Source organism: Xanthomonas sp. AM6, from assembly GCF_025665335.1.
In the GTDB taxonomy this organism is placed as follows: Bacteria; Pseudomonadota; Gammaproteobacteria; order Xanthomonadales; family Xanthomonadaceae; genus Xanthomonas_A.
In genome coordinates, this window is the sequence record NZ_CP106869.1 from 563,577 (window position 1) to 578,804 (window position 15,228).

The 15,228-nt window shown below is 70.9% G+C and carries 13 protein-coding genes; 5 read left to right on the plus strand and 8 right to left on the minus strand.

Going from position 1 to position 15,228, the window contains the following annotated elements:
* Positions 1-152 precede the first annotated feature (152 nt).
* Complete coding sequence (locus tag OCJ37_RS02455; protein WP_263112129.1) at positions 153-1,298, plus strand: PQQ-dependent sugar dehydrogenase; 1,146 nt, start codon at positions 153-155, stop codon at positions 1,296-1,298.
* A 369-nt stretch (positions 1,299-1,667) separates the two neighbouring features.
* Here the strand turns inward: OCJ37_RS02455 and OCJ37_RS02460 are convergent, their stop codons facing one another.
* Positions 1,668-1,973, minus strand: a complete 306-nt coding sequence (locus OCJ37_RS02460) for a hypothetical protein (RefSeq protein WP_263112130.1) — start codon at positions 1,971-1,973, stop codon at positions 1,668-1,670.
* Between the two features lie 299 nt (positions 1,974-2,272).
* On the opposite strand from OCJ37_RS02460, the gene OCJ37_RS02465 reads away from it, so the two are divergent.
* Positions 2,273-2,785, plus strand: coding sequence for a CcdC protein domain-containing protein (locus OCJ37_RS02465; protein ID WP_263112131.1), 513 nt, complete (start codon positions 2,273-2,275; stop codon positions 2,783-2,785).
* A gap of 37 nt (positions 2,786-2,822) precedes the next feature.
* Here OCJ37_RS02465 and OCJ37_RS02470 read toward each other — a convergent pair whose 3' ends face one another.
* The 7 genes from OCJ37_RS02470 to OCJ37_RS02500 all read right to left on the minus strand — a co-directional run bounded on the left by OCJ37_RS02470 (position 2,823) and on the right by OCJ37_RS02500 (position 9,393).
* Complete coding sequence (locus tag OCJ37_RS02470; RefSeq protein WP_263112132.1) at positions 2,823-3,320, minus strand: hypothetical protein; 498 nt, start codon at positions 3,318-3,320, stop codon at positions 2,823-2,825.
* A 204-nt stretch (positions 3,321-3,524) separates the two neighbouring features.
* A complete protein-coding gene (locus tag OCJ37_RS02475) occupies positions 3,525-4,817 on the minus strand; it encodes an APC family permease (protein WP_263112133.1) in 1,293 nt (430 codons plus the stop codon).
* Positions 4,814-5,569 (minus strand): L,D-transpeptidase family protein, encoded by a 756-nt coding sequence (locus tag OCJ37_RS02480; protein ID WP_263113552.1) that lies wholly within the window; start codon positions 5,567-5,569, stop codon positions 4,814-4,816. Before OCJ37_RS02480 ends, OCJ37_RS02475 begins: the two co-directional genes overlap by 4 nt.
* 81 nt (positions 5,570-5,650) lie before the next feature.
* Positions 5,651-6,505 carry a MurR/RpiR family transcriptional regulator gene (locus OCJ37_RS02485; protein ID WP_263112134.1) on the minus strand — a complete coding sequence of 285 codons (855 nt, stop codon included), beginning with the start codon at positions 6,503-6,505 and terminating at the stop codon, positions 5,651-5,653.
* Between the two features lie 174 nt (positions 6,506-6,679).
* Positions 6,680-6,871, minus strand: coding sequence for a hypothetical protein (locus OCJ37_RS02490; RefSeq protein WP_263112135.1), 192 nt, complete (start codon positions 6,869-6,871; stop codon positions 6,680-6,682).
* 27 nt (positions 6,872-6,898) lie between these two features.
* Positions 6,899-8,002 (minus strand): dipeptide epimerase, encoded by a 1,104-nt coding sequence (locus OCJ37_RS02495; RefSeq protein WP_263112136.1) that lies wholly within the window; start codon positions 8,000-8,002, stop codon positions 6,899-6,901.
* The gene (locus tag OCJ37_RS02500; protein ID WP_263112137.1) at positions 7,999-9,393 is read right to left on the minus strand and encodes a C40 family peptidase; all 1,395 of its coding nucleotides are present in this window, start codon (positions 9,391-9,393) and stop codon (positions 7,999-8,001) included. The genes OCJ37_RS02495 and OCJ37_RS02500 overlap by 4 nt, the downstream gene beginning before the upstream one ends.
* A 383-nt stretch (positions 9,394-9,776) precedes the next feature.
* Between OCJ37_RS02500 and OCJ37_RS02505 the strand changes: the two genes are divergently transcribed.
* From OCJ37_RS02505 to OCJ37_RS02515, 3 genes are all read left to right on the plus strand, one after another.
* Entirely contained in the window at positions 9,777-12,566 is a 2,790-nt protein-coding gene (locus OCJ37_RS02505; protein ID WP_263112138.1) for a TonB-dependent receptor plug domain-containing protein, read from the plus strand.
* A gap of 78 nt (positions 12,567-12,644) precedes the next feature.
* Positions 12,645-14,255 carry a serine hydrolase domain-containing protein gene (locus OCJ37_RS02510; protein WP_263112139.1) on the plus strand — a complete coding sequence of 537 codons (1,611 nt, stop codon included), beginning with the start codon at positions 12,645-12,647 and terminating at the stop codon, positions 14,253-14,255.
* 119 nt (positions 14,256-14,374) lie between these two features.
* Positions 14,375-15,184, plus strand: coding sequence for an N-acetylmuramoyl-L-alanine amidase (locus OCJ37_RS02515; RefSeq protein ID WP_263112140.1), 810 nt, complete (start codon positions 14,375-14,377; stop codon positions 15,182-15,184).
* Positions 15,185-15,228: the final 44 nt, after the last annotated feature.

The following is a 15,228-nucleotide window of genomic DNA, read 5'->3' on the forward strand; positions in this document are numbered from 1 at the left end:
CGCTGGCCGCAGCGCGGGCGCCGGGCCTGGCCGGTGCTGTCTACCGTGCGAGCGCGGGACGTGATCGCGGCCACGGCTTGGCCGCTGCATGCTTGCCGTCCACGCCTGGTTTGCTAGGTTCGGCCTTCGACCCCATCCGATAGGTGCGCGTCATGCAACGTTCTTCCCTGGGTTTGGCCTGTGCGTTGGCAGTGAGTCTGGCCGTGTCCGCGGCGCACGCCGCGCCGGCGACCAAGACCGCGGAACGGCGCGGCGACTGGCCGTTCTCGGCGACCCCGTTCGCCACCTTCAACGAACCCTGGGCGATGAGCTTCCTGCCCGACGGCAGCGCCCTGGTCAGCGAGAAGCGCGGCACGCTGAAGCGCTTCGACCCGGCCAGCGGCCGCACCGGCACGGTCAGCGGCGTGCCCGCGGTCGCCTACGGCGGCCAGGGCGGCTTCGGCGACGTGCTGCCGCATCCCGGCTTCGCCCAGAACGGCTGGGTGTATCTGAGCTACGCCGAGGCCGGCAGCGGCGACACCCGCGGCGCGGCGGTGGCGCGCGCCAAGCTGACCCTGGACGGCAACGGCGGCGGCGCGCTGTCGCAGCTGAAGGTGATCTGGCGGCAGCAGCCCAAGGTGTCCGGCGAGGGCCACTACGGCCATCGCCTGGCGTTCGGGCCGGACGGCAAGCTGTGGATCAGCTCCAGCGAGCGGCAGAAGTTCGATCCGGCGCAGGACATGGGCGGCAACCTGGGCAAGATCGTGCGCCTCAACGACGACGGCAGCGTGCCGGCCGACAATCCGTTCGCGCGCCGCGGCGGCACCGCGGCGCAGGTGTGGTCGCTGGGCCACCGCAACGTGCTCGGCCTGGCCTTCGACGCCAAGGGCCAGCTGTGGGAGCACGAGATGGGCCCGGCCGGCGGCGACGAGCTGAACCTGATCCAGCGCGGTGCCAACTACGGCTATCCGATCGTCTCCAACGGCGACCACTACGACGGCCGGCCGATCCCCGACCACAACACGCGCCCGGAATTCGCCGCGCCCAAGGTCAGCTGGACGCCGGTGATCTCGCCGGCCGGGTTCGTCATCTACAGCGGCAGCGTGTTCCCGCAGTGGCGCGGCAACGGCTTCATCGGCGGGCTGTCCTCGCAATCGCTGGTGCGGATCGAATTCAACGGCGAGAACGCGCGCGAAGCGGCGCGCTACGACATGCGCAAGCGCATCCGCGAAGTGGAGCAGGGCCCGGATGGCGCGCTGTGGCTGTTGGAAGACGGCAGCGGCGGGCGTTTGTTGAAGCTGCAGCCGTTGGAGAGCTAGGCGTATGCGCTGGCGTGCCCGTGCGGAGCGCGTCGGCGATTGCAGGTAGCCGTGGGTTTGCCGGTCTATGGCTTACGGGTGCTGTGGGTCGCGGCTGAAGCCGCTCCTACATGGGGCGCTGCCAGGGACGTTTTGTCGCCTTGATTTGCGCAGCCGAAGACCATGGTCAGATGGATGCAGCCGACAAGGCGCTCCTGCAGGAGGGGCTCCGGCCCCGACCTGGGCATCCACGCGCAATAGGCCTCGCAATGAAGCCACGCGTGACGTCAGGAAAGTCTCGCAATCTGTTCGCCGATAACTTCGCGCGAACGCAGCGCTTGGAAGAGCCTGCCGACGCGTCAGCGACGGCAGGCGCTCCACGCGCAACCCTCAATCCTGGCCGGCCCGCTCCCAGGCACGGCGCACCGCGTGGCGCGCCTTGCTCCAGCTCAGCGTCTGCGAGCCCTTGGTGCTGTCCCAGTCGCGATGCAGTTCGGCTTCCACCTGCTCGTAGGCGCGGTTCAAGTTGCGCACGCGCGCCTCGTGTCCGGCGTGGTACGCCGGCTCGTAGTCCTCGAACCGTTCGCCTTCGCTGTAGTACGGCTCCTCGGCGAAGCGCTCGCGCCAGTACTGCGAGACGAGGCTGCGGTCGTCGTCGTTGGGTTCGCGGCCGGGGATCTGATAGGGAACGCTCATCGTCGTCTCCTGTTCTGGATGTGGCAGCGACGTTAGCGGCGACGCCGTTAATGCGGTTCCAGTGCCGCGTGATCGGTGCATGAAGCGCGCCTGCGTTCCCGGTAGCGACGCGGCCCGGCAGTCATCGACGCTTTGCATCTGCGTGGGCAATCGACGCCGCCACGCTGGAGAATGGACACTGCGTTCCACCGTTCCACCGTTCCACCGTTCCGCCGGCCGTCCGGGCACCGGCTGCACGCGCCGGGCCGATGGCTTACGATCGCGGCACCGCCGCTCGCCCGCTTGTCCGCAGGGATCCCATGGCCGCCTCCGGTATCGCCTTGTTCACCCCGTACCTGGCCACGGCCGGCATCGGCTGGCTGTATTACCGGCGCATCCGCCGCTATTTCGGTCGCCAGCCCTGGCAGCCGCGGCGGACCGTGGCGCGGCTGGTGCTGCTGGCGCTGGCGACGGCGGCGCTGGCCTACCTGGCGGCGGTGTTGCCTTCGGTCCGTATCGGCATGGCCCTGGGTGTCGTGGGCGGCGCGGCGCTGGGCCTGTTCGCCCTGCGCCATACGCGCATCGAACTGCTCGACGGCAAGCGCTGCTACACGCCCAATCCCTGGATCGGGGCCGGGCTCAGCGTGCTGCTGATCGGGCGCCTGGCCTGGCGCTGGGCCAGCGGTGCGTTCTCCGGCGGCAGCGCGCAGACGCTGCAGAACGCCAGCCCGTTGACCCTGGCGATCGCCGCGGCGCTGATCGGCTACTCGCTGGTGCACAGCGGCGGCCTGCTGCTGCGCATGCGCGCGCTGGCGCAGCCGCCGCGTTCCTAGATCCGAAGCGACGCGCGCCGCGGCGCCGCGTCCTGCGTCACTGCGCGGCAGCGGCGGACTCGTAGGGCAGCGCGGTCGTGCCGGCGTCGCGCAGCGCGGCATCGGCGGCATCGAGCTGCGGCGCCTCGCCTTCGATCACCACCAGGACGCGGCCGGCCTCGATCTCCTCCTCGAAATTGCGCCGTACCGGATCAGGCACGGTGGCGCCGACCAGCGCCGAGGACCAGCTGCCGACCAGCGCGCCGGCGATGGCCATCACCCCGGCGCCGGCCAGGGTGATGCCCAGCGGCGGCACCGCGATGGCCGCCAGGCCGGCGAGCAGGCCGGCCGCGCCGCCGCCCATCGCGCCGCGCGCGGCCGCCGGCAGGGTGTCGGTCTTGACGTCCTTGCGCTCGTCGGGGATCGCGTCCAGTTCGATGTCGCCGCGTGCGATCAGCGACAGGTCGTCGTTGTCGATGCCGGCGCTGCGCGCCGCTTGCAGGGCGCGGGTGGCGGTGGCCACGTCGGGGGCGCTGTAGACACGGCGTAGTTTCATCGCGGACTCCGGCATCGATCGAGGCGGACGCCCAGGGTCGAAGCGACGCGGTTACCCGCGCGTGACAGCGGCGCAAGGCCGTGTGAAGGCCGTTGTGCTGGCGCCGTTCAACTCGGCCACGGGCATGCAGGTCGCGACCGATACCGGCACGGGTCGGATCCGCGCCTCGCGCATGCGCCGCTGCAGGCGCATGCGGGCAGCGCGCTAGGCCGCCTTGCGCGGGAAACGGTAGAACAGCGCCCCGACCAGCAGCGCCACGCCGGCCGCGGCCAGGTTCTGCCAACTGGCGCTGAGCAGCAGCGCCAGCGCCAGCAGCAGCGCCGCCAGCGGGATCAGCGGGCCACCCGGCAGGTGCAGCGCGCCGGGGCGATCGCGGTAGCGCCGGGCCAGCACCAGCACCGCCGCGGCGGTGCCGATGTAGGCGAACAGGCGGGTCACCATCGACAGCAGCGCCAGCTTCACGAAGGTGCCCGACAGCGCCAGGGCCAGCGACAGCACGCCCTGCAGCACGATCGCCGCGGCCGGGGTGCGGAAGCGCGGATGCACCCGCGCCAGGAACGCCGGGCCGTAGCCGTCCTGGGCCAGCGCGAACAGGAAGCGCGGCCCCAGCATCACCGTGTTGCTGGTGGTGCCGAGGATGGAGATGGTGGCGCCGACGGTGAGGATCAGCGCCAGCGCCTCGCCGCCGAAACCGCTGGCGGCGTCGGCCAGCGGCGTCGGCGACTGCGCCACGTTGGCCAGCGTGCCCTGCGCGACCACCTGCACCGCGGCATAGATCAGGGTGACGGTGACGATCATCGTGATCAGCGCGAACGGCACGTCGCGGCGCGGATTGCGGTACTCGCCGGCGGCAGCGGGGATGTTCTCGAAGCCGGCGTAGGCGAACAGCAGCAGCAACGCCGCCTCGCCCATGTTGCCGAAGTCGCGCGGGTCCGGCGCCTGGCCGGAGAACGCCCACGACCAGTCCACGTAGAAGATGCCGATGGCCACGAACAGCAGCAGCGGCACCAGCTTGCCGATCACCAGCGCCACGCCGGTGCGCGCGGCCGACTTCACCCCGATCACGTTGATCGCGGTGAGCAGGCCGAGCGAGCCGACCACGATCGCCAGGCGCGCGCCGCCGCCGGCCGCGGCCGGCCAGAAGCGCACCACCGCATCGGCCAGGCCGTTGCCGAGCGCGGCGGCCGAGCTGATCCGGGTCAGCCAGATCATCCAGCCGATCTCGAAGCCGGCGAAGCGGCCGAACGCCTCGCGCGCATACAGGTAGCTGCCGCCGGGCTCGTCGAAATAGCTGGCCGCCTGCGCGTAGCACAGCACCAGCAGCGCCACCGCCAGCCCGGCCAGCAGCACCGCCCACAGGCTCATCGGCCCGAGCAGCGCGGCGGTGGCGGCCGGCAGCAGGTAGATGCCGCTGCCGATCACGTCGTTGATCGACAGGCCGACGATCTGCCAGCGGCTGACCGCGCGGACCAGGCTCGGTTCGGGCGCGGTACTCATGGCGCCGGCTCCAGCGCGGGCAGCGCCCAGGCGCTGCGCAGGCGCGCGTAGTCCTGGCGCGGCAGCAGCACGAACAGCGGTGCGGCGCCGGGCTGCAGCCAGGCCAGCAGGCGTTGCATGTCGGCCGGCTCCATCGCGGTGCAGCCGGCGGTGGCCTCGCCCGGCGCGCGCCACAGGTGGGCGAAGATGCAACTGCCGGCGCCGGGCCGCGCCTGCGGGTTGTGGCCGATCACGAAGCCTTCTTCGTAGCGGCGGTCGCCGTCGTGGTGCAGGTCCAGGCGCATCGGTTCGGTCGAGCCGGCCACCGCCTCGGCGCCGACCCGCTCGGCGTCGACGATGCGGTTGTACAGCGGCGAATCGGGCACGTCGATGCAGTAGCTGCTCTGTTGCATCGGCTGGTACGGCAGGGCGCTGTCGATGCGCTGCGCGTAGCCGAAGGCCTCGCCGATGGTGAAGATGCCGGCCGGGCTGCGGCCGTCGCCTTCGCGCTTCTGCGGGCCGTCGGCCTGCGCCGGATGCAGGCCCAGGCCCCAGGCGCTGCCGTTGCGGCCGAGCGCCACGTCGAAGCGCCGGCCGTGCGCGCGCCAGCCCTGCGCGTCGCGTTCGAACGCCTGCAGCTGGCCGCGTGGGCTGTCCCAGTCCGGCGCCACCACCAGCACCAGCTGGCGCGCCTGCCGCAGCGCCGGCGGCGCCGCGTCGCCGTTGCCGGTCTCGGCCAGGCAGGTGCCGGCGACCGCGGCGCACAGCAGCATCAGCGATGCCAGCCACGCGCGGCGGGCGCTGCCGGTGCGGGTCGGGGTGGGGAACGTCGGCATGCGCATCTCCGGTCGCGATCAGGCGTCGAGCAGGTGCTGGACCCGCTCCAGGTTCTCCGCCAGCTGCCGGCGGCGGTCGGGGTTGTTCTGGCACAGCAGCACGAACACGAAGTCGAGCAGGTGCTGCAACGCTGCACGGTACAACAGTTGTTCGATGTGCGGCGCCGGATCGTGCGCGGACACCGCCAGCGCGGCATCGGCGTGCGCGCGCAGCGGGTTGGCGGTGTGCCGGGTGATCGCCACCACGCGCCCGGCGCAGGCCTGGAACTGGCGGCTGATCTGCGCCAGCGCCGGCAGCTTGCCGAACTCGGAGAACAGCAGCAGCACGTCGTCCGGGCGCGCGGCCGACAGGTTGGCCATCATCAGGATCGGGTCGGCATGGTGCACGGTGAGCACGCCGAGCAGCGACAGGCGCATGGCGAACTCGCGCGCGAACAGCCCGTCGTCGCCGAGCCCGCAGACGAACACCTTCGGCGCGGCATCGAGCAGCGCGACGATGCGCTCGACCTGTTCGCGCGGGTTGAGCAGGCGGGTCTCCTCCTCGGCGGCGCGCTTGCTGCGGCGCAGGGCCTGCTCCAGGTGCAGGTAGGCGTCGTCGGGCGGTTCGGCGCCGGCCGGCGCGGCGGCCGCTTGGCCGTCGCCGTTGCGGGCGATGGCGTCGCCGATCGCGTACTTGAGGTCGGGATAGCCCTTGAAGCCGAGCTTCTGGCTGAACTTGACCACGCTGGACTGGCTGATGTCCAGGGCGCTGGCGAGCTGTTGCGAGGAGTAGTCGCGCAACAGGTGGGCGTTGTCGAGGACGAAGTCGGCGATGCGGCGTTCGATCGCGGACATGCGGCCGCGCTCGGCACGGATTTTCAGCAGGGGCGGCATGGGGGGCTGTCGTCGGAGTGGCCGGTCGAGGCAAGGGCACGGGGAGGCGATTGGCGGATCACATCGCGCTGCACCTGGCAGCCATGTTCGGTGCGACGAGCGCGGCCGCGATTCGGTCGCGCTCGGAGCGTGCGATGGCAGGGTCGTGGTATCTGCATGTTGGTCGCTACGCTCTCATGTGCGCCCTTCGGGTTTTTCCCCGGTCCATCCGCCGCTGCGGAAGGGAACCCGGTAAGTCAAAAGCAACAGCAGAGCAACAGCAACAGCAACAGCAACAGCGGTGACGCGTGGCGTTTCAAGCAACCGCCGCGATCGCGATGGAAACGACCACACGGCGCCGGCCTCGCGCAGGCCGGCCTCGCGCATGGCCGCGCATGCGCCGACGGGCGTGCATCAGCCGCGCGGCGGCAGCAGTTCCAGGCCGCGGATCTCGCGGATGCCCAGGCCCGGCGCGTCGGTGATGGTGATCTCCGACTCGTTGAAGATCACCCCGCCCTCCACCGGGTCGAACAGGCCCAGCGACGGACCGTCCAGGTCCACCTTGGTGATGATGTCGGCCTTGGCCACCGCCAGGTGCACCGCCGCCGCCACGCTGATGCTCGACTCGATCATGCAGCCGATCATGCACTGCACCCCGTACAACGCCGCGATGTCGGCGATGCGGATCGCGTTGGACAGCCCGCCGGTCTTCATCAGCTTGATGTTGATGATGTCCGCGGCGCGGCGCTGGATCAGGTCGAACACCTGCGCCGGCGCGAACACGCTTTCGTCGGCCATCACCGGCGTGTTCACCCGCTCGGTCACGTACTTCAGCCCGTCCAGGTCCCACGCCTTGACCGGCTGCTCCAGCAGTTCCAGCGCCACCCCGGCGTCTTCCAGCGTGCGCATCGCGTGTACCGCCTGCTTCGGCGTCCAGCCCTGGTTGGCGTCCAGGCGCAGCAGCGCGCGGCCTTCGACCGCGGCGTGGATAGCCTTGACCCGTTCGATGTCCAGGCCGATGTCCTTGCCGACCTTGATCTTCAGCGAGGCGAAGCCGCGTCCGATCGCCGACAGCGCGTCGGCCACCATCTTGTCGATGTAGTCCACGCTGATGGTGATGTCGGTGGTGATCGCCGGGTCGCCGCCGCCGAGCATCCGGTACAGCGGCGCGCCGTACAGCTGCGCCCACAGGTCGTAGACCGCGATCTCCACCGCGGCCTTGGCGCTGCTGTTGCGCTCCAGCGCGCCCTGGATCAGCCCGGTGAGCCGGTTGAGGTTGGCCACGTCCTCGCCGAGCAGGCGCGGCTTGATGAAGCGCTCGATCGCCTCGATGATCGAGCCGTGGGTGTCGCCGGTGATCGGCGCGGTCGCCGGCGCTTCGCCGTAGCCGATGTGGCCGCTGTCGGTGTGGACCAGCACGATCACGTCCTCGACCGTCTCCACGGTGCGCAGCGCGGTCTTGAACGGGGTCTTCAGCGGCACGCGCAGCATGCCCAGTTGGAGGTCGGTGATCTTCATTCGGCGGGGACCGGGCGGACGCGTTGGATGCGGGTGATGCGGTCGATGAAGGGCGTGCCGTCGCCCAGCAGCAGCGGCTCCAGCGGCGTCACCGAGACGCCGTTCAGGCGCGCGCGCTGCAGCTGGCCGGAGGCGTCGCGGTAGCTGGCGCCGGCCACGTCGTGGATCACCCAGGTATGGCCGCGGTCGTGGCCGATCACCATCATCACGTGGCCGGGGATGTACACCAGGTCGCCGACCTGCAGCTGCGCCAGCGCGCGTTGCCGTTGCGCCAGCGGCGCGGCGGCGGCGTAGGGCACCGCGGCGAGGCTGGGGCTGCGCGCCTGGTCGCCGGTATTGCGCGGCAACCCGATGCCCAGGCTGCGGTAGACGTCGGAGACGAAGCCGCTGCAGTCGCGCGCGTCGTAGTCGTTGCCCCAGCCGTAGCGCTCGCCGAGGAACTTGAACGCCTGCCGCAGCAGGTTGCGGTGGGTGGCCGGCAGCGGCGCGGTGGCGACGTCGGCGCCGCGCGGTACCAGCGCGGGCGCCAGCCGCAGCCGGCCATCGGCCTCGCGCAGCGGCAGTTGCACCACGTACGCGGCCAGCGGCGACTGGCCATTGACCGCCTGCTGCGCGGGCCAGTCCTCGAGCAGCGGCAGGGCGCTGCCCATGTCCAGCGACAGGTGCGAGGCCGCCGGCAGTTCGGGAGTGAACGCGGTCAGCGCGCGCGCGCCGGTGACCACCAGCCGCGGCGTGCGCCGTGCGTAGTCCAGCACCGCGGCGCGCTCGCCTTCGGCCACGCGCTCGCGTTCGACCCATGCCGCGTAGTTCGGCGCCAGCACGAACAGCCATTGGCCATCGCGGCTGGCGTGCAGGATCGCCACCGCGGTGCCCGGATACAGCGCCGATTCCTGGAAGCGGTCGATGTCGTGGTCGTCGCGGCCGCTGAACGCGCGTTGCTGGGTGGGGAAAGTGCGCAGGTCGGCGCGACGCACCACCAGCGCGTAGCGCGGCGTGACCTGTGCGGGAATCGCGTCCAGGGCCAGCGCGGACTGCAAGGCCGCCAGCCGCGTGGCGTCGAGCGCGGCGCCGTCCGCGTCGTAGAGCGTGCGCGCCGGCGCCGCCGACAGCGAACGCACTTGCGTGCGCACCTGCTCGGCCGTGTAGCGTTCCGGCAGCGCCTGCAAGTCGTGCATCGACGCGTCGTGGCGCAGCAGGTGCGCGTTGAAGGCCTGCACCTGCGGCGCGTCGAGCAGCGGGCGCGGCGCAGCGGGCAGGCGCGCGATCCAGTAGTCCGCCTGCAACTGGCTGGCCTGCAGCTGGAACGGCACCGCATCGACGGTGCTGGCCGCGACGGCGGGGCCGCTCAGCGCCGCGGCCAGCAGCAAGCACAGGCCACGCATCGTGTTCATCGGACCCCGGGAGATGGAAAGAGTGGCGACGGCGGCGCGTCGGCTCCGGAATATTCTTTTCCTCGATCCGGCTTGTCAAGAATAGTTTATTGACAGGCCGTTTTGCGCCGTGTTACACCCGAAAGACAGGCGCGGGGGACCGATGGCGACAGCCGCCGGTTCCGCCAGGCAGCGAGACGACGGCCCGCGGTTTTTCGGGCGCACGTCGCAGGGGTCGCTGTCCGGTCCGCGCGCCTGGGGGAAGTAGCGAATGTAGAGGATGGCGCCGTGCTGCGGCTGCGCGCCAGCCTGTCCGCGTGGATGCCCAGGGAAGGCGACCGGCTGCTGGCCTGCGTCGACTCCGGTCACCGTCGTCAGCGTCGTCGATTGCAGGAGAGAGCCGCGTGCCCAGCCGAGCCCCGCATTTCCGTTGCCACGTCCGAGCGTCCCGCCTGGCCCTCGCGTTGCTGGCCGGCGCCGCATTGCCGCCGCTCGCCGCGGCGCAGGACGCGCCGGCCACGCGCGACCTGGACAAGGTCACCGTCACCGGCTCGCGCATCGCGCGCTCGCAGGTGGAAGGCCCGGCGCCGGTGACCGTCATCACCGCGCAGGAGATCCAGAAGCAGGGCTTCAGCACGGTGTGGGAATCGCTCGGCACGCTGACCCAGTTCAGCGGCAGCGCCTTCAACGAGAGCGACCAGACCGGCAGTTCGCCCAACGGCCAGTACCTCAACCTGCGCGGCCTGGGGCCGGGTTACCAGTTGATCCTGCTCAACGGCAAGCGCATGGCCGATTACCCGCAGTCCTACAACGCCAACGGCACTGCGGTCAGCCTGGGCAGCATTCCCGCCGCGGCGGTGGAGCGCATCGAGGTGATGAGCGGCGGCGCCTCGGCGATCTACGGCTCCGATGCGGTGGCCGGCGTGGTCAACATCATCACCAAGCGCGATTTCAGCGGCGACACGCTGCGCCTGCGCGGCGGCACCACCACGCGCGGCGGCGGCGACAGCGGCCAGCTGCAATGGAGCGGCGGGCGCACCGGCGACCGCTGGAGCCTGACCTACGCGTTCGAGCGGCTGGACCGCGAAGCGATCGTCGCCAGCCAGCGCGATTTCATGGATTCGTACGACGACCATCCGGCCAACAAGGCCGACCCGTCCAGTCCCAACGCCTCGATCTCCGGCGTCTACCTGCGTCGCGGCAATACCTATCTGTGGCCCAGCGGCGGCAGCCTGTCCACGTCGGCCAGCGCGCTGGACGCGGCGTGTGCGGCGACCAATCCGGCATTCAGGCCGTACAAGACCGCCGACAGCCTGGCCGCGCCCAACCGCTGCGGCGCGTTCGGCTACTACGAAGGCCGCTCGGTGCAGAACGGCTACGGCAAGACCTCGGCCTACCTGTCCGGCAGCTTCGATGTCAGCGGCGACGTCACCGCCTATGCGCAGGTGCTGGCCAACCGCTCCAAGGACGAAAGCTCCAGCCAGACCCACTACTACATCGGCGAGGGCGCATTCACCGTCTACGATCCGGACCTGGGCCTGGTCACCGCGCAGCGCATCTTCCTGCCGTCGGAAGTGGGCGGGATCAAGAACATCGAGTACGACGAGAAGTCCTGGAACCTCAATGCCGGCGTGCGCGGCAAGCTGTTCGACGGCCGCTTCGACTGGGACGCGAGCGTGTCGATGTCGCGCTACGACATCACTACGTGGCGCCCGCGCTTCCTCACCAACGCGGTGCGCGACCACTACATGGGGCCTGTGCTGGGCCATCGGCCCGACGGCACCGAGATCCGCGAGTTCTACGCCGACAGGCTGTTCGCGGCGGGCAGCGCGGCGCTGTACGACCAGCTCACCACCGAGGTGGTCAGCCGCGGCGAATCCAGCACCGACCAGGCGCAGTTCGTGTTCAGCGGCGACCTGTTCGAGCTGCCGGCCGGCATGCTGCAGATCGCCACCGTGCTGGAGGCGGCGCGGCAGAAGTACGACCTCGCCCCGGATCCGCGCACCACCGTGGACTACACCGGCAGCGAGCGCATCTACAACCTGACCCAGACCCCGGGCGGCGGCCCGCGCGACCGCTACGCCGCCGGCCTGGAACTGCGCGTGCCGCTCTTCAGCCGGCTCAGCGCGACGCTGGCCGGGCGCTACGACAAGTACGACGACATCACCTCCGTCGACGACGCCACCACCTGGCAGGTCGGCCTGGAATGGCGGCCGTTCGACAGCCTGCTGCTGCGCGGCAGCCACGCCACCAGTTTCCGCGCGCCGGACCTGCTGTGGATCTACGCCGGCACCAGCGCCAACAATCCCACCGTCACCGACGAATACCTGTGCCGCCGCGACGGCCTGGATCCGTTGTCCGACGCCTGTTCGGCCGCGCACGAGTACCAGACCTTCTCCACCCAGTCGTCCAACCCGCTGCTGGAAGAGGAGAAGGGCAAGTCGACCACGCTGGGTTTCGTGTGGGACGTGCTGCCGGCGCTGTCGCTGAGCGCGGACTACTACCGTATCGAACTGGAAGGCCGGGTCGAGTCGATCTCCAGCGAGACCCTGCTGGAGAACAACGCCAACTGCCTGCTCGGCCGCGACCGCGCCGGCAACGCGGTCGATACCGCATCGGCCGCCTGCCAGTTCTACATCCAGTCGGTGACCCGCAGTCCCGGCACCGACCTCACCGCCGAAGGCCAGATCACCGCGTTCGAGACCTTCCCGATCAACCAGTCGCTGATGCGCACCGACGGCGTGGACGCCAACCTGCGCTACAGCGTCGCGCTCGGCGACTGGGGCACGCTCGGCCTGCAGGCCGGCTACACCCACGTGCTGAAGATGGAGGTGGCGCAGTTCGCCGGGGCCAAGCCGGTGGACGTGATGAACGACGTCGACTACCTGGCGTTCCGCACCCGCAGCAACTGGCGCGTGAACTGGAGCATCGGCGACTGGTCGACCAGCCTGTACGGCTACCGCTACGGCTCGCGTCCCAACTACGCCGAGACCGGCCGCGTGGCGCCGTACGTGGTCTGGAACGCGGACATCGCCAAGCAAATCACCGACAAGGCCACGCTCGGCATCAGCGTGCTCAACGTGTTCGACCGGATCCATCCGCGCGACGACACCTACACGACCTGGCCGTACTTCCCGCGCGTGTACAGCCCGATCGGGCGCCAGCTGTACGCCAACTTCACCTACACCTTCTGAGCGGGCGTGCGGAACGACGGCGCCATGCGGGACACGGTGGGGACGAAGGCGGCACGTTGCGGAGCCCGCGCGGCGCGTATGTGCGGATGGCTGTTCGCCGCCTGCGCGATGGCGCCGGCATTCGCCGCGGCCGCGCCGGACACGGCGGCCGCGCCACCGCGTGCCGAGCTCGACCGCCTGTTCGAGCAGGCGCTGAGCCGCTACCGGCCGCCGGGGCTGGCGGTCGGCGTGATCGAGAACGGCGAGATGGTGTACGCGCGCAGCGCCGGCGAACTGCGCGCCGGCAGCGGCGAGCGCATCGACGGCCAGACGCTGTTCAAGATCGCCTCCAACAGCAAGGCGATGACCACCGCGCTGCTGGCGCGGCTGGTCGATGCCGGCAAGCTGCGCTGGGACGACCCGGTGACCCGGCACCTGCCGGAGTTCCGCATGTACGACCCGTGGGTCACGCGCAACATCCAGGTGCGCGACCTGCTGATCCACAACAGCGGCCTGGGCCTGGGCGCCGGCGACCTGATGCTGTGGCCGGAGCCCAACGATTTCACCCGCGCCGACATCGTTGCCGGGCTCGCCCATCTCAAGCCGACCCACAGCTTTCGGTCGCACTATGCGTACGACAACCTGCTGTACGTGGTCGCCGGCGAAGTGGCCGCGCGCGCCGGCGGCAAGCCCTACGCGCAATTGTTGCAAGAGCAGGTGTTCGCGCCGCTGGGCATGCGCCGCTGCCAGGTCGGAGCGTGGGAGCGCGATGCGGTCGGCAACGTCGCCCAGCCGCATATGCGCCAGGGCGAGGCCAACATCGTGGTGCGCGCCGATGCGGCGCGGATCCCCGATTCGCCCTCGATGGCGGCCGGCGGCGTGCGCTGCAGCCTGGACGACATGCTGGCGTGGATGCGCGCCTGGCTGGCGCCTGCTGGCGACACCGCAGCGTGGCTGTCGCCGGCGCAGCGCCAGGCGCTGTGGACGCTGCACACGCCGATGCCGGTCTCCGCGCAGATGCGCGAGTGGGACGGCACGCGCCTGTACGGTTATGGCTACGGCTGGCGCCTCGCCGACGTGGACGGACAGTGGCAGGTCGCGCATACCGGAACCCTGATGGGCATGTATTCGGCGCTGGTGCTGTTGCCGGACCGGCGCAGCGGCTTCGTCATCCTCAGCAACGGCGAGGGCGCCGCGATGCGCACCGCGCTGGGCGAGGCGCTGCTCAAGCGCTTCACCCGCCCCGGGCAGCCCGCGCTGGATGTCGCGCACTACGCGGCGTTGCTCGAGCGCGCGCGTGCGCAGGCCGGCGCGCGTGCGCGCGCCGGCGCCGGCACGTCCGCGCGCGTGCCGGTGGCCGCCACCGTGGCGCGCGACCGGCAAGGCGTGTGGCGCGATCCGTGGTTCGGCGAGGTCGCGCTGTGCCCGCAGCAGGGAATGCTGCGCTGGCAGGCGCGCAAGTCGCCGCTGTTGCGCGGCCGGGTCATGCGGACCGGCGCGCGCTGGCTGGTGGATTGGGACGCGGCCAGCGTGGATGCCGAACCGTGGCTGGACTTCGTGGCCGGCACCGATGGCACGCCGCGGATGCGCCTGGCGCACGTCGATCCGGATGCCGACTTCAGCTACGACTATGCCGATCTGGACTTCGTGCGCGTGGGGCCATGCCCCGATCTTGCGGAGGAAACTCCAGTGCCGACGCTTCGGCGGTGACGCCCGTCGGGACTGAAGCCTTCCACAGAATTTCGGCAACCCCCCTCCGGTTCGCCAAACTTCTGGATACTGCGGTTGCCTGCGCTTGTCGCTTACCTGCCAGATGCCCGGAAACCCCCATGACCCGATCCTGCCCCGCACCCGTATCGTCCTCCATCCGCTGGCTGGCGCCGCTGGCGCTGGCCGCCGTGCTCGGCGCCTGCGCGCATGCGCCGCAGCGCAACCCGCTGGCCGAGTGGGTGCCGTCGCCGAACCAGGACCTGCGCCGGCCGATCCTGATCGTGATCCACTACACCGACCAGGAGTCGGTGCAGCGCAGCCTGGACACGCTGCGTTCGCACAACAGCAAGGGCAAGGTCAGCGCGCACTACCTGATCGGCCGCGACGGCAAGCGCTACCAGCTGGTCAGCGACGAGCGCCGCGCCTGGCACGGTGGCGCCGGGCGCTGGGGCACGATCACCGACATCAACTCCGCCTCGATCGGCATCGAGCTGGACAACGACGGCAAGACGCCGTTCGCGCCGGCGCAGATCGACAGCCTGCTGCTGTTGCTGGAGGACCTGTGCACGCGGCTGCGCATCCCGCGCACGCAGGTGGTCGGGCACGAGGACTTCGCGCCCACGCGCAAGGTCGATCCGGGTCCGCTGTTTCCGTGGAAGCGCCTGGCCGAGGCCGGCTTCGGCCGCTGGCCCGCCGCGGACACGCCGCCGGCCCCGCCCGGTTTCGACCCGTGGCAGGCGCTGGCGCTGATCGGCTACCCGCTCGACGACCGCGCGGCCACGCTGCGCGCCTTCCACCACCACTACCGCGGCAACGACGCCACCACGCTCGATGCCGAAGACCTGCGCATCCTCTACGCCCTGACCCAGCCGGCGCTGGCGCGGCCGCAACCGCAGCCGGCCCCGGCAGTGGAGTCGGACGTGCCGTAGCGGCGCCCGCCTGCATCGGGTCCTTGCGAGCAGGGGGTTGGACC